This window comes from Candidatus Omnitrophota bacterium (genome assembly GCA_013791745.1).
GTDB lineage: Bacteria > CG03 > CG03 > CG03 > CG03 > CG03.
On record VMTH01000117.1, the window covers coordinates 1 to 14,039 of the forward strand.

Annotated in this window: 11 protein-coding genes; all 11 read right to left on the reverse strand. The window is 52.5% G+C overall.

All coding sequences use genetic code 11. The features are described from left to right. Positions 1-213: DedA family protein (locus tag FP827_05380; protein ID MBA3052504.1), on the reverse strand; the 213-nt coding region annotated here is incomplete at its 3' end. Continuing rightward, the gene (gene uvrA / locus FP827_05385; protein ID MBA3052505.1) at positions 210-3,038 is read right to left on the reverse strand and encodes an excinuclease ABC subunit UvrA; all 2,829 of its coding nucleotides are present in this window, start codon (positions 3,036-3,038) and stop codon (positions 210-212) included. The genes FP827_05380 and uvrA, both read right to left, overlap by 4 nt. Next, a complete protein-coding gene (gene nadB, locus FP827_05390; protein ID MBA3052506.1) occupies positions 3,035-4,612 on the reverse strand; it encodes an L-aspartate oxidase in 1,578 nt (525 codons plus the stop codon). The genes uvrA and nadB overlap by 4 nt, the downstream gene beginning before the upstream one ends. Before the next feature lie 237 nt (positions 4,613-4,849). Continuing rightward, positions 4,850-5,329: an acetolactate synthase small subunit gene (gene ilvN / locus FP827_05395; GenBank protein ID MBA3052507.1), complete on the reverse strand. Its 480-nt coding sequence runs from the start codon at positions 5,327-5,329 to the stop codon at positions 4,850-4,852. Positions 5,330-5,368: 39 nt separating this feature from the next. Further along, positions 5,369-7,075 (reverse strand): biosynthetic-type acetolactate synthase large subunit, encoded by a 1,707-nt coding sequence (ilvB, locus tag FP827_05400; protein MBA3052508.1) that lies wholly within the window; start codon positions 7,073-7,075, stop codon positions 5,369-5,371. A 290-nt stretch (positions 7,076-7,365) separates the two neighbouring features. Then, a complete protein-coding gene (ilvD, locus tag FP827_05405) occupies positions 7,366-9,015 on the reverse strand; it encodes a dihydroxy-acid dehydratase (protein MBA3052509.1) in 1,650 nt (549 codons plus the stop codon). A gap of 47 nt (positions 9,016-9,062) precedes the next feature. Then, positions 9,063-9,554: a helix-hairpin-helix domain-containing protein gene (locus FP827_05410; GenBank protein ID MBA3052510.1), complete on the reverse strand. Its 492-nt coding sequence runs from the start codon at positions 9,552-9,554 to the stop codon at positions 9,063-9,065. A gap of 12 nt (positions 9,555-9,566) precedes the next feature. Beyond that, on the reverse strand, positions 9,567-11,129 hold the full coding sequence (locus tag FP827_05415) for a citramalate synthase (GenBank protein MBA3052511.1): 1,563 nt from the start codon (positions 11,127-11,129) through the stop codon (positions 9,567-9,569). Then, positions 11,126-12,358: an aspartate kinase gene (locus FP827_05420; GenBank protein MBA3052512.1), complete on the reverse strand. Its 1,233-nt coding sequence runs from the start codon at positions 12,356-12,358 to the stop codon at positions 11,126-11,128. The genes FP827_05415 and FP827_05420 overlap by 4 nt, the downstream gene beginning before the upstream one ends. Beyond that, positions 12,355-13,281: a homoserine kinase gene (gene thrB, locus FP827_05425; GenBank protein MBA3052513.1), complete on the reverse strand. Its 927-nt coding sequence runs from the start codon at positions 13,279-13,281 to the stop codon at positions 12,355-12,357. Before thrB ends, FP827_05420 begins: the two co-directional genes overlap by 4 nt. A 93-nt stretch (positions 13,282-13,374) precedes the next feature. Then, the coding region (locus FP827_05430; GenBank protein ID MBA3052514.1) for a tetratricopeptide repeat protein at positions 13,375-14,039 on the reverse strand (665 nt) is incomplete at its 5' end.

A 14,039-nucleotide genomic window follows, 5' to 3' on the forward strand; every position in this document is an offset into this window, starting at 1 on the left:
AACCATATCGCTTATAAATGCCCCCATGAAACAGAAAAAAAACATCGGCGCGATGTGGACTATCTCCTGGCTCGTCAGGAAACCGGCCATTATCAGCGTTATCTCCTCGGGAAGCGGAAACCCGCAGCCCGAAAGTATCAGGAGCAGAAAAACCCCTATGTACGCGAAGGACGAAAACAGCAGGATGAACTCGATCAGCAATCCCCCGCTCATCTGTATGACATCCTTTTTTCCCCTTCCCTTTTTCCCTTTTTCTTGAGGTATTGGCCGGTAAAAGACCGTCCGCAGGAAACAATATCCTCCGGCGTGCCCTGGAAAAGAAGACGGCCGCCGAAATCCCCGCCGCCCGGGCCGAGATCGATGACCCAGTCCGCCGTTTTTATCACATCCATGTTGTGTTCTATGACAACGACGGTGTTTCCCTTCGCTGTGAGGCCGTGCAGGACTCCGAGAAGCTTCTCGATGTCGGCGAAATGCAGTCCCGTCGTGGGCTCGTCCAGAAAGTAGAGAGTCCTGCCCGTGGCGGACTTGGCCAGCTCCCGCGAAAGTTTCACCCTCTGGGCTTCGCCGCCGGAAAGCGTGGTGGCGCTCTGTCCGAGCTTGAGGTAACCCAGCCCCACATCCTGGAGCATTTTCAGTTTGCTCATGATCTTTTTGTGGGCTGAGAAAAAATCCCCCGCCTGATTGACGCTCATCTCCAGCACATCGTGTATGTTCTGGCCCTTGAATGTCACTTCCAGCGTCTCGCCGCTGTAGCGGCGGCCTTCGCAGACATCGCATTTGACATAAACATCCGGCAGGAAATTCATTTCCACTTTTATGAGACCGTCGCCTCCACAGGCGCCGCAGCGCCCTGATTTCACGTTAAAACTGAACTGACCGGACTTGTACCCGCGTGATCTGGCAAGCGGCATCGCGGCGAAAAGAGCCCTTATCTCGTCCCATGCCTTTGTGTATGTCACTGGATTTGAGCGCGGCGTCCGGCCTATGGGCGACTGGTCTATAACAAGGGCCTTGTCTATTTTCTCAAAGCCTTCTATGCCGGTGTGGAGGCCTGGCTCCTCCCTGCCGCCGTAAAGTTTTTTCCTCAGCGCATTCATCAGTATATCCTCTATCAGCGTGGATTTGCCCGAGCCCGACACCCCGGTGACGCAGGTTAAAACCCCCATGGGTATATCAACATCTATTTTTTTGAGATTGAACTGAGAGGCTCCTTTTATCCTGATAAAACCTTTGTTCTGTTTTTTTATTTTTTTAACGGACAGAGGATTCCTGAGGTATTTTCCCGTCAGGGATTTTCCGCTTTTGAGCATCTGCGAAGGCGTTCCCTCAAACACGACCTCGCCGCCAAGCGCTCCCGCGCCGGGGCCGAGCTCTATTATCCAGTCGGCAGCGAGCATAACGGCCTCCTCATGCTCAACCACGCAGACGCTGTTGCCTGTCTCTTTCAGTTTCATGAGATTAGCCATGAGGGCGTGTATATCCTTCTGATGCAGGCCTATCGTGGGCTCGTCCAGAACATAAAGCACCCCCGACAGGCCCGAGCCTATCTGCGTGGCCAGCCTTATCCTCTGGGCCTCTCCGCGTGAGAGCGTCCTCGTTGAACGCGAAAGCGTGAGATAATCCAGACCCACGCCGGAAATAAAGCTGAGGCGAGAGTTTATTTCTTTAAGGAGCGGTGCGGCTATTTTCGCGGACGAGCCGGAAAAAGAAAGCGACGAGAAAAATTTTATCACCTCGGACACCGGCATATCGCAGATGTCCGCGATAGATTTTCCTCCTATTTTTACGGCGAGGATCTCATCCTTGAGTCTTTTACCCGAACAGAGAGGGCATATCTTTTTCCTCATATAGAGACGCGCTATCTCATCCCTGACGAAATCCGATTCCGTGGAAGAGAATCTTTCTTTGAGGGATGTGACAAGACCTTTGTAGGGTGAGGCGGATTTCGCGAGCGGCACAGATCCGTGAAGCACAAAATCCCTCTGCTGTTTGCTCAGTTTATTCCATTTCACGCCCATGGGTATTTTCATGATCCCGCAGGCTTCCTCAAGTTTTCCCTGATAATATCCGTGGGCGGCATGCACCCATCTGTGAGTGCGGGTCGTTATCGGCGAAAACCACGGGATGAGCGCGCCTTCGGAAAGGCTGCAATCCGCGTTGACGGCAAGATCCTCGTCAACCGTCATCACCTCACCCAGCCCCGTACACTCGGGACAGGCCCCGTAGGGGCTGTTGAAGGAGAAAGCCCGCGGCGAGAGATCCTTGATGCTCAAACCGCAAAACACACAGGCGTGATGGACGCTGTAAACTTTCACCATTTTTCCCACGAGGAGTTCGCACACGCCTCCCGACAGAGCGAGAGCCGCATTGAGAGAATCGGTCAGGCGTTCTTTACCCGCGCGGAACCTGTCTATTATCACGCTGATATCGTGCTTCTTTTTTTTATCCAGTTCTATTTCGCCGTCAAGATCCCGGACAATCCCGTCGACCAGGACGGACGCAAAACCCTCTTTTCTCAGCTTCAAAAAAAGTTCCGCGAAAGAACCCTTCTGGCCGCTTATGACATTCGAGCGCAGCTCTATCTCTTTGCCCTCGTGGGAGGAAAGTATATCGCTGATGATCTCGTCGGGGGAGGAACCTTTTATCACCCTGCCGCATTTCGGGCAGTGAGGTATTCCCGCGCGGGCGAAAAGCACCCTCATAAAATCATGTATTTCGGTGGTGGTGGCCACCGTCGACCGGGGATTGGCCGAGCCGCCCTTTTCCTCTATCGCTATGGCGGGGGAAAGGTTGCTTATGCTCTCCACATCCGGCTTCTGGAGTTGTTCTAAGAACTGCCTCGCGTAAGAGGAAAGGGATTCCACATAACGCCTCTGGCCCTCGGCGTAGAGGGTGTCAAAGGCCAGCGAGGACTTCCCCGAACCCGAAAGGCCGCAGATGACGACAAAACTGTTTTTCGGGATATTCAGATTGATGCCTTTCAGATTATGGGTGCGGGCGCGGACTATGACGATCTCGTCACGGTTTTTTTTCATAAGACAAAAACCTTCCCTCTTATTTTTTTAACGACGCTGTCTTTCCTGAATCCTGGCTTCGGCGCGTCTGGATAATCTATCATATAATGGGTGCCTCTGGATTCCTTCCTTGATAGGGCCGATTCAATGGTGATATCCGCCACCTGCGCTATGTTGCGCAGCTCTATGAGGTCGCGCGTGACGAGAAAATTCCAGTAGTAATCCTCTATCTCCTCAAGGATGTTCTTTATCCTGTTTCTCGCCCGGACGAGGCGCTTCATGCTCCTGACTATCCCCACATAATTCCACATAAAGCGGCGTATCTCATCCCAGTTCTGCGATATGACCACCGCCTCATCCGAGGGACGCGCGCCGTAAGTTTTCCAGAGAGCTATTTTCGGGATCTTTTTTTTCATCCTTGCGACCGCCGCAAGCGAAGAGGCCGCCCTGTGCGCGAACACCATGGCCTCGGCGAGAGAATTGGAAGCCAGGCGGTTGGCACCGTGAAGCCCCGTGCAGGCGTTCTCTCCCGCGGCGAAAAGATTTTTGATATCCGTTGCGGCGTTCTCATCCACCGCTATGCCGCCGCACATGTAATGCGCGGCCGGCACGACGGGAATGGGCGCCTTCCCCATGTCAAAGCCGTATTTTTTTACGCTCGATGAAAGATAGGGGAATTTCTTCCTCACAAAAGCCGCGCCCTTATAAGATATGTCCAGATAAACAAATTCCTCTCCGCTTTTTTTCAGAACGCCATCTATCGCCCGCGCCACGATGTCGCGCGGGGCCAATTCCATCTTCGGATGATAGTCCTTCATGAATCTTTTCCCCTGCCTGGTGAAAAGCCTTCCGCCTTCGCCGCGCACTGCCTCCGATATGAGAAAACTTTTCGCTTCCGGATGGTAGAGGCATGTGGGATGGAACTGCACGAATTCCATGTTCAATATGCGGCAGCCGGCCCTGTATGCCATGGCGACGCCGTCGCCGGTTGAGACATCGGGATTTGAGGTGTAGAGATAACTCTTCCCCGCGCCGCCGGCGGCCAGAAGTGTCGCGCGGGATTTGAAAGCCCTGATACTCAGATCTGACTCATCCAGAACATAGGCGCCCCAGCAGGATGAATCTTTGATTATAAGATTGACAGCTATGTGATTTTCAAAGATTTCTATGTTCCCGGCGCGCCTCACGCGCGAGACCAGCGCGTCCTCCACCGTCTTGCCGGTGTGGTCGTCGGCATGCACGACGCGGCGGCGGGAATGGCCGCCTTCAAGATGAAGATCATATTTTCCCGATATTTTGTTGAATTTTACCCCGTAGCCTTCCAGTTCTTTGAGACGCTCAGGCATCTCCCGCACGACGATAGCCGCTATTTTTTTATTTGACAGGCCGCCGCCTGTCTTCAAAGTGTCATTGATATGCAGATCGAAAGAATCGTCATCGGATGTGACGCAGGAGATACCGCCCTGGGCGAAAACGGTCTCGGAATCGGCGAGTTTCCTCTTGGTTACAAGGGCAACCTTCAAATCGCGCGGCTGTTTCAGGGCGGCGCAAAGCCCCGCCAGACCGGAACCTATTATAAGGACATCATAGACCATAACTCACATTCTAATTTTTATCCGCCCTCTTGGCAATCAGCATAGAAACAACCCAATCACATCAGATGCTATCAATCGCATCAGAGTTATCCATGGACGGCCGCTCACGTATGTGGTTCGCTGCCAATTCGCTCGGAGAATATGCGAAACTCCTCGCTCATACGGCCCGCTATGGGTAACGTCTGATGCTCTTAGATCGTAGTCAGCTTAGCGCTTGAAACAGGGAATGCTTTTGTTTTATTTGCGGCCGCGGCTCATGGCCACGACGCCCGCACGGACCATCTCTTTGATGCCGTAAGGCCGCAGAAGCCGGATAACGCCTTCCAGTTTTGTTTCCCGCCCGGTGAGCTCGAGTGTTATCGTGTCGGCGGAAATATCCAGTATGTTCGCGCGGAATATAGTGGCTATTTCTACTATTTCGCTGCGGGATGTTTTGGGCGCGTTCACCTTCACGAGCATGAGATCCCTTTCTATAAATTCCTCGTTTTTGAAATCAATGACCTTGATGACATCGGGGAGCTTGTTGAGCTGCTTCACCACCTGTTCCAGTATCTTGTCATCACCCTTGACGACGATCGTCATCCTGGACACATCATGCACTTCCGTCTCGCCCACCGTCAGAGACATTATGTTGAAAGCTCTCGCCGAAAAAAGTCCCGATATCTTCGCCAGCACCCCGGGTTTGTTTTCAACCATCGCCGCTATCGTGTGTTTCATTTTATCCTCCGCTTATTCCTTTTTTAATTCCGGCATTTTTCACGACATATCTATGATCTGGTCTATCGCCGCGCCGCCGGGCACAATGGGGAACACGTTCTCTTCTTTCGCCACCTGGAAATCCATGACGACCGTTTCCTTGAAGGCGAGCGCTTCTTTTATCGCCGCGTCAACATCTTTTTTGCGCTCGATTCTCATCCCCTTGAGGCCGTAGGCTTCGCCCACAAGCTTGAAATCGGGCCAATATTTTTTATCTTTTGACGACTGTGAACCCAGAAGAACGCCCGAATAACGCTTCTTATAGAACAGTTCCTGCCACTGCCTGACCATTCCCAAATAAGAATTGTTGAGTATCGCGACAATAACCTTGATGCCGTAAACTTTGGCCGTGGCAAGTTCCTGTATGTTCATCTGGGTGGAGCCGTCGCCGGCAATGTCTATGACTTCCATCTCCGGACAGGCGCGTTTGGCGCCTATGGCTCCGGGCAGGCCGTAGCCCATTGTTCCGAGGCCGCCCGAGGTGATAAAGCGGCGGGGCTTATCAAACTTATAAAACTGCTCCGCCCACATCTGATGCTGTCCGACTTCCGTGACCACCATCGCCTGACCTTTTGTGATCTGATAGAACCTGTCTATGACATACTGCGGCCTTAATATCTCGTCGTCCTTATAACAGAGGGGTTTTTTCTTAGCGACATCCGTCACCTGTTTCAGCCAGGGAGCATAGTCCGGCATTTTTTTCTTAGCACTCAGCAGAACTAACATCTGTTTGAGCACGGATTTACAGTCACCCACCACCGGAATATCAGCCGTAACATTCTTGGAAATTGACGTCGGGTCAATATCCACATGAACGATTTTCGCATGAGGGGCAAAAGCCGAAACCTTGCCCGTGACCCTGTCATCAAATCTCGCCCCCACAGCGAATATCATATCGCAGTTCTGAAAAGCGAAATTAGCCGCCTGTGTGCCGTGCATACCGGGCATACCTATAAATAATTCATCCGTTCCCGGAAACCCGCCGATGCCCATGAGGGTCAATGTCACGGGAGCATTGAGTTTCCTGACAAAAGCCGCCAGCTCCTTCGAAGCGCCGGAACTTATTATACCGCCGCCGGCGTAGATGAGAAGTTTCTTTGATGCCAGAAGCGCTTCCAGGGCCGTTTTGATCTGCCTGGGGTTTCCTTCCATGCTGGGCTTATAACCCCTTATGGACGCGTCCGGTTTCGCGTCATATTCGCATTCGGCTTTCTGTATGTCGCTGGGCACATCTATCAGCACGGGGCCAGGACGGCCGCTGCGCGCCAGATAAAAAGCCTGCGCGAATATCTTTGATATATCTCTGACATCCGTCACCAGATAATTCTGCTTGGTCACGGGCCTCGTGATGCCTGTCGTGTCGGCCTCCTGAAAAGCGTCGTTGCCCACAAGATGGGAGGCGACCTGTCCGGTGACGGCGACCATAGGTATGGAGTCCAGGAGAGCCGTGGCCAGACCTGTCACCAGATTTGTCGCTCCGGGTCCCGAGGTGGCGATACAGACACCGGTTTTCCCGGAAGCCCGCGCGTAGCCGTCGGCCATGTGAGCCGCGCCCTGCTCGTGGCGGGTGAGGAAAAGTTTGATTTTCTTATTGTCGTATATGGCGTCAAAAAGAGGTATCACACTGCCGCCCGGTATGCCGAAGACAGTATCCACGCCTTCACGCTCCAGACATTTCAGTATAATTTCCGATCCGCTCAGTTTCATAATATCCTCCCTCTCAACCCGCTAATCCTCAATTCCGTAAAATGTGATTATAGCAATTATAAAACTGCCTCGTAAAGTAGGATAATATCAAATGTCCCCGGAATATCCCCGAAAAGCGCTTTTTCGCTAGACGGAAAATTTCTAACGGATAAAAAATCTAAAATTGCGCAACTCCCCGCCTATGGCGGGTCAGACAAGCGCAATTTCCGCACGATTTTTTCTCCTAAATTTTCCTATATCGCTCTAAAGCATCTTTTCGGGAATATACCGCAGCGGATGCCTGGAGAAAGCTATTTCAGAACGGCGCCGGTGGATGCGGATGTGACCATACGGCTGTACCTTGCCAGCCACCCCGTCACTTTTTTCTTTTTTATCTTCACCGTTTTCAGCCGCTCTTTTATTTCCTTATCGCTCAAGGCGACATCGATCTTTCTATTTTTTATGTCTATTGTGATACGGTCGCCGTTTTTAAGGGCCGCTATCGGACCGCCTTCCGCGGCTTCGGGCGAAATGTGGCCTATGCACGGGCCGCGCGTCCCGCCGGAGAACCTTCCGTCGGTGATGAGCGCCACCGAAGAGCTCAAACCCATGCCCGTTATCGCCGCCGTCGGCGAGAGCATCTCGCGCATTCCGGGGCCGCCCTTCGGGCCTTCGTATCTTATAACGACGACATCGCCTTTTTTCAGTTTCCTTCCGAGGATCGCGGCCATGGCGTCCTCTTCGGATTCAAAGATCCTCGCACGGCCGGTGAATTTCATCATGGCTTTGTCCACAGCGCTCTGCTTGACGACGGCTCCGTCGGGCGCGATGTTCCCCCTGAGAATAGCTATACCGCCTTCCCTGTGATATGCTTTGTTAAGGGGCCTTATGACATCCTCGTCTATGATCTCCGCCGACCGGGCAATATCTTTTATTTTAATCCCCGACACGCTGATGTTGTCTTTGAGGAGAGGCAGCAGCCTTTTCATGACGGCGGGTATGCCTCCGGCGAACTCAAGGTCTTCCATGAAATATTCTCCGCCGGGCCTTATGTTGGTTATGTGCGGCGTCTTTTTTCCGAGCCGGTCAAAAAGCTCTATCCCCGCCTTAACGCCCGCCTCATGGGCGATGGCCGGAAGATGAAGAACCGTGTTGGTGGAACCACCGAGGGCAAGATCCGTCACAACGGCATTGTGAAAAGCTTTTTCATTCATTATGTCGCGCGCTCTGATATTTTTGCGGACAAGTTCAACGATACGCTCGCCGGAATCGTACGCTATCCTTTTTTTCTTCGCCATTCCCGCCATGGCCGTGGCGCATCCCGGCAGGCTCATTCCCATGGCCTCTATCATGCAGGAGGTGGTGTTGGCCGTGTACATCCCCTGACAGGCGCCCTGCCCGGGGCAGGCCTCCATCTCAAGGCCCTCCAGCTGGCAGAGTTTTATCTTTCCCGCCTGATAGAGCCCCACCGCCTCAAACGTGTCCCTGACAAGAGAGAGCCTCTTCCCCTTATAATTTCCGCTCATCATGGGGCCGGCCGTCACAACAATGGCGGGAATATTCAATCTGGCGGCGGCCATCAGCATGCCGGGATTTATTTTGTCACAATTCGTCAGCAGCACCAGCCCGTCGAGCTGATGGGCCTGCGTGACGGATTCTATCATGTCGGCTATGAGCTCTCTGGAGGGAAGAGAATAATACATTCCCATGTGCCCCATGGCGATACCGTCGCAGATAGCCCCCACGCCGAATATAAACGAAGCGCCGCCGCCGGCGTAGATGCCTTTTTCAATATGCCTTTCCAGATCCCTCATACCGGTGTGGCCGGGGACGAGATCCGAAAAACTCGACGCTATGCCGATGGCCGGCTTTTTCATTTCCGATCTTGAAAGTCCCGTTCCGTATAAAAGAGCCCTGTTGGGTGTTCTTTCAAAACCTTTTCTCGCTTTATCGCTTCTCATTTTTTATCCTCCGATAAGATATAGTCCCGGCGGTAAAACCGTGTTTTTTATTCAAGAACGGCTTTGCGGCGGATCCTGTTTATAAGCGCCTCGTCAATACCGGGAAGACCTTTGATCTCACTGAGTTCCCATATCTCGCCCATCTTGCCCCTGTACTCAATAATGCTTTTCGCGGCACGCCGTGTCATATCGGGAAGCTCCATCAGCTCAACCTCACTGGCGGTGTTCAGATTGATCTTACCTGCGGGGGCGGCTTTCTTCACCTCGGCGGGCCCGGACGAAACAGAACCTATTGATATCACCTCTTCACCTCCGCCTCCGGAGGGGGATGAAACGGTTTTCTTCAAAAGCTCGTCAAGAGAAAAACTTTTGGCTATTTCTATTTTGGGAGGCGCGAGGACCGCTTTTATTTTCACATCTTCCGGGACGGGTATTCCGCTGTTCTTCAAATGAATGATCACGGCTAAAAAGGAAAAAGCTATTCCCAGAAGTATGACGGCGCCCTGCCGGGGGCTGATCTGCGTATCGCCTATTCTCACTTTATGCCTCCCCTACCTTTTGAGCAGCTTGTAAACAATGCTCTCGACGAGCGCCTGCCATGACGCCTCTACGACATCCTCGGAAACGCCCGTTGTCGTCCATCTGTCAACGCCGTCGGTGGATTCTATAAAAACCCGCACGGCGGCGGCTGTCGCTTCAGCCGGATTGAGCACCCTGACCTTAAAATCCGTCAGCGAAATATCCTTCACACGAGGGAAAAAAGGTAGCAGCGCCTTACGGAGGCAGTTGTCCAGCGCGTTGACCGGGCCATCGCCCTCGGCGGCCTCATAAACGGTTTTTCCCTTCACCATGAGTTTCACCGAAGCCTCGCATTTTTTCCTGTCGAGGCCGTATTCAAGAATGACTCTGCAGCTCTTCACGTCAAAAAACGAAGGCGCCCTGCCCTCTATCTTTTGCACAAGGAGCTTGAGCGAAGCGCTGGCCGCCTCATACTGATAGCCGGCCGCCTCACGAAGTTTTATCTCTTTCAGCACGGCGTTGAGGTTTTCCTTATCTTCAAGATTTATATCGAGCTGTTTCCCTTGGGCTTTGAGATTGGCCTGGCCGGAAAGATCTGATATCAGTATGCGCCTCTCGTTGCCGACGGACTCAGGCCTCAGATGCTCGTAAGTAGCGGCGTTTTTCATAACCGCCGACACGTGGACGCCCCCCTTATGGGCGAAAGCGCTCCGGCCGACGAAGGGCTGCTCTTTCTTCGGTATGAGGTTGGCGACCTCGTCTATGTAACGCGACACCTTTGTCAGCTTCCTTATTTCTTTTGCTGTGATATTTTTCACCCCTGCGCCTTTTTTAAGGACAAGATTGGCCATGACAGATGCCAGATTCGCGTTGCCGCACCTTTCCCCCCATCCGTTGATCGTGCCCTGCACCATTTCGGCTCCCGCCTCAACAGCCATGAGAGAATTCGCCACCGCGAGGTCACAGTCATTGTGCGCGTGAATACCAAATTTACTTTTCGGAAAGCGCGTGCGGACAGCTTTCATTATATCCGTTATCTCACAGGGCATGCTGCCGCCGTTCGTGTCGCAGAGGCAGAGCCAGTCGGCGCCGGCCGCGTCAGCCGCCCCAAGCGTTGAAAGGGCATACTCTCTGTTTTCTTTGTAGCCGTCGAAAAAATGTTCGGCGTCATAGATCACCTCTTTCCCCGTTTTTTTCAGATATTTGACCGAATCTTTTATCATGTTGATATTTTCATCCGGCGTCGTCCCCAAAGCCTCTTTCACATGCAGGAGAGAGGTCTTGCCGAATATGCAGAAAGCATCGGGCTTAGCCTTCACCAGCTGTATGAGATTCTTGTCCGACGAGGCAGGGATATTTTTTCTGCGGGTGGAACCGAACGCAACCAGTTTTGAGGGCGAGAGCGCTATTTTCTGCATACTCTTGAAAAAACCCGCGTCTTTCGGATTTGATCCGGGCCAGCCGCCCTCGATGTAATGGATGCCGAGCTTTTTCAGAGCCTTCGCTATGTTTATCTTGTCTTCTATGCCGAGGGATATGCCCTCCGCCTGGGTGCCGTCCCTCAGAGTGGTGTCAAAAAGAATCACTTTTGTCATAACTTGAATTCCTTAGCTATCACTTTCACCGCCTTAGCCGTGTTTTTCTCGTCTATAACGCAGGATATCTTTATCTCCGAAGTGGAGATCATCTCTATGTTTATTTTGTTTTTCGCCAGCACCCTGAAAAGCCTTGACGCCACGCCGCTGTGAGTCTTCATGCCGCTTCCGACGATTGACACCTTGGCGATATTTTCTTTAACCAGGATATCCCTGATCTGCATCTTCTTTCTGACGGCTTCAAGGATTTTACGGGCCCTGTTGAGCTCGCTCCTCTTCACGGTGAATGAAATATCGTTAACGGGCGTTCCTGATTCCGGTGAACTCTTCGCGGACGACTGGATTATCATATCCACGCAGATGTTCTTATCGCTGAGCGCCTCAAATATGTCCGCCGCTATGCCCGGCCTGTCCGGCACTCCCGACACATTGATCTTCGCCTGATCCTTATCCTCCGTCACACTCCTCACAACCAGTTTCTCCAGCAATTTATCCTCCCCGCATATAATGGTGCCCTTCTTTCTGCTGAAAGTGCAGGCGACCTCAAAAGACACATTTCTGTTTTTCGCAAGCTCCACGGCGCGCGCCTGCATGACGCCCGCGCCGGCGGAGGCCATTTCAAGCATTTCGTCGTAGCTTATTATATCAATTTTTTTCGCCTTGGCGTAAACTTTCGGATTGGCGGTGAAGATCCCCTCCACATCGGTGAAGATCTTACACCTGGCGTTCAAAACAGAGGCTATGGCTATGGCTGTCAGATCGCTGCCGCCGCGGCCGAGCGTTGTTATCTCGCCCTTAAGGCTGATCCCCTGAAAACCCGCCACGACCGCCACAAAGCCTTTTTTGAGCGCCTCAACGAGCTTCGCGGACGAAACGGATTTTATCCTGGCGTTGCTGAAATTGCCGTCGGTGATTATCTCCAGCTGATGGCCGGTGAAAGAAACGACTTTCTGGCCCATGTCCCAAAGTGCCATCGCCAGGAGAGCTATTGTCTTCTGCTCGCCCGTGGCAAGTAACATATCCATTTCCCGCACATGGGGATTGGACGATATGCCCGCGGCCTCTTTTATCAGATCGTCGGTCGTGTCCCCGGGGGCTGACACGATAACCACCGGTTTATAGCCCATATCGGCGAAAGACTTCACCCTTGCGGCGACATATTTTATCTTTTCGGGATTCGCGACCGAGGAGCCGCCGAATTTCAAAACTATCACTTCCTTTTTTTTCATTTTTGTTTCCTTATAACAGCGCCCCGCGCACTTATGCCCGTGATGAACGCCTCGCTCTTTACTCCGTGCAAGGAGAAAGCCCTTTTCATAGCGCAGGCAAGTTTTTTGGCGGCGGGCAGATTTTCGGCCAGCGCGCCGACGGCGGAACCCGAGCCCGATATAAAAACGCCCTTCGCTCCGCTTCCAAGAGCCGCTTTTTCGACGCTGTCAAACCCTTTTATCAGTTTTTTTCTGTGAGGCGTGTGGATTTTGTCTTCAAACATAAAAGGCTCTATACGCCCCCGGTAAATCCCGTCCACGAGCGCCGCCGCGCGCGAAAGGTTAAAAACGGCATCCCTGAGCGCGTACTTTGCCGGCAGCATTTTTCTCGCCTTCGCGGTACTGACATCAATATCCGGCACGACAATGCAGAGCGGATTTTTAATGCTGCGGCCTATCGTCAACGCGAGGCCCTTGTCGGGATCGCAGATCACCACACCCCCCAGCAGAGAGGCGGCGGCGTTATCATAATGGCCCTCGTCTTTCGCGATGAGGCCGAGCATCTCGTTCTCATCCATCCCGAGGCCCGCGGCCTCATTTGCGAAAAGCACGCCGGCCACGCGCGCCGTCGCGGAAGACCCCATGCCCTTCATAAGAGGGATTTTGTTGACGGCTTTTATGGAAATAGCGCCCAGCTTCCTATAATCGAACTTTTTTTGCTTCCAGGCCGACAGAGCACTCTTGAAAATGATGTTGGATGAATCAGCCGGCAGAGTTCCGGCGCCGAAGCCGGATGTCCTGATATCAAGGCCTGAAGAGCCGCTCTGAAGCGTGAATTCAAAACGGTTGCGTATATTGAGCGCCGCGGCAAGAACATCATAACCGCATCCGAAATTGCCCGACGAGCCCGGCACCTCAACAATGTATTTAACAGCTTTTTTCATAGGCGCAATTATAGCAAAATAGTGTTAAACTGAAAAATAGACGGTTTAGCAACTCATTGAAGAATTGGGGATAAGTCTGCCCGCCGGCGCTTTTTATTCCTCCAGTTTCTGACGGGCTTTCGCTATGCTGGTTTTTGACTGCTGATGTTTGGGATCGATCTCAAGAACTTTTTCCCATTCCTTTATCGCTTTTTTATATTTTCCCGCCGCGTACAATTCAGTCGCTTTATTATAATGCTCTTTCATTTTTGCCTTGGTCTGCGCGGCCTTTTCCTCGTCTTTCAAACGCTCCTTCTCCGCTTTTTTCTCAGCCTGCATGCGCTCTTGATTCGCTTTTTTCTCAGCCTTTTCCTGCGCTTTCAGCCGGTCGGCCGATTTTTCTGCTTCGCGGGCGCGGGCTTTCTCGCCGGCGCGCGGAGCAGAACTCCCCGAAGAAGCGAAAGCGTAATCAAGCGATATATACTGCCTGTTGGCATTGTTTTCCACATCTTCAAATCTAAGCGCGTAATTTAAAGAAAGAGCTCCCATGCCTATCCCGAAACCTGCGGCAAAGTTACCGTCATCCACACCTACGCGCGCGGCGAGATTCCCGGACAGCTTATATTCCGCGCCGGCATTAATCTGATTGCCGTCTTCATCGGATATTTTGCTTATATCAACCGCAAGAGTCATATCCCCGTCAAGAACGGCATACGCCGCGCCTAACTTCGCGACTGTCGGAATATTCTCCTTTGTATCATTATCCGTATCCCACTTGC

Excerpts from the sequence above, each read along its gene's own strand:
- uvrA (MBA3052505.1), bottom strand. The coding sequence starts at position 3,038 with ATGAAAAAAAACCGTGACGAGATCGTCATAGTCCGCGCCCGCACCCAT.
- nadB (MBA3052506.1), bottom strand. The coding sequence starts at position 4,612 with ATGGTCTATGATGTCCTTATAATAGGTTCCGGTCTGGCGGGGCTTTGC.
- ilvN (MBA3052507.1), bottom strand. The coding sequence starts at position 5,329 with ATGAAACACACGATAGCGGCGATGGTTGAAAACAAACCCGGGGTGCTG.
- ilvB (MBA3052508.1), bottom strand. The coding sequence starts at position 7,075 with ATGAAACTGAGCGGATCGGAAATTATACTGAAATGTCTGGAGCGTGAA.
- ilvD (MBA3052509.1), bottom strand. The coding sequence starts at position 9,015 with ATGAGAAGCGATAAAGCGAGAAAAGGTTTTGAAAGAACACCCAACAGG.
- FP827_05415 (MBA3052511.1), bottom strand. The coding sequence starts at position 11,129 with ATGACAAAAGTGATTCTTTTTGACACCACTCTGAGGGACGGCACCCAG.
- FP827_05420 (MBA3052512.1), bottom strand. The coding sequence starts at position 12,358 with ATGAAAAAAAAGGAAGTGATAGTTTTGAAATTCGGCGGCTCCTCGGTC.
- thrB (MBA3052513.1), bottom strand. The coding sequence starts at position 13,281 with ATGAAAAAAGCTGTTAAATACATTGTTGAGGTGCCGGGCTCGTCGGGC.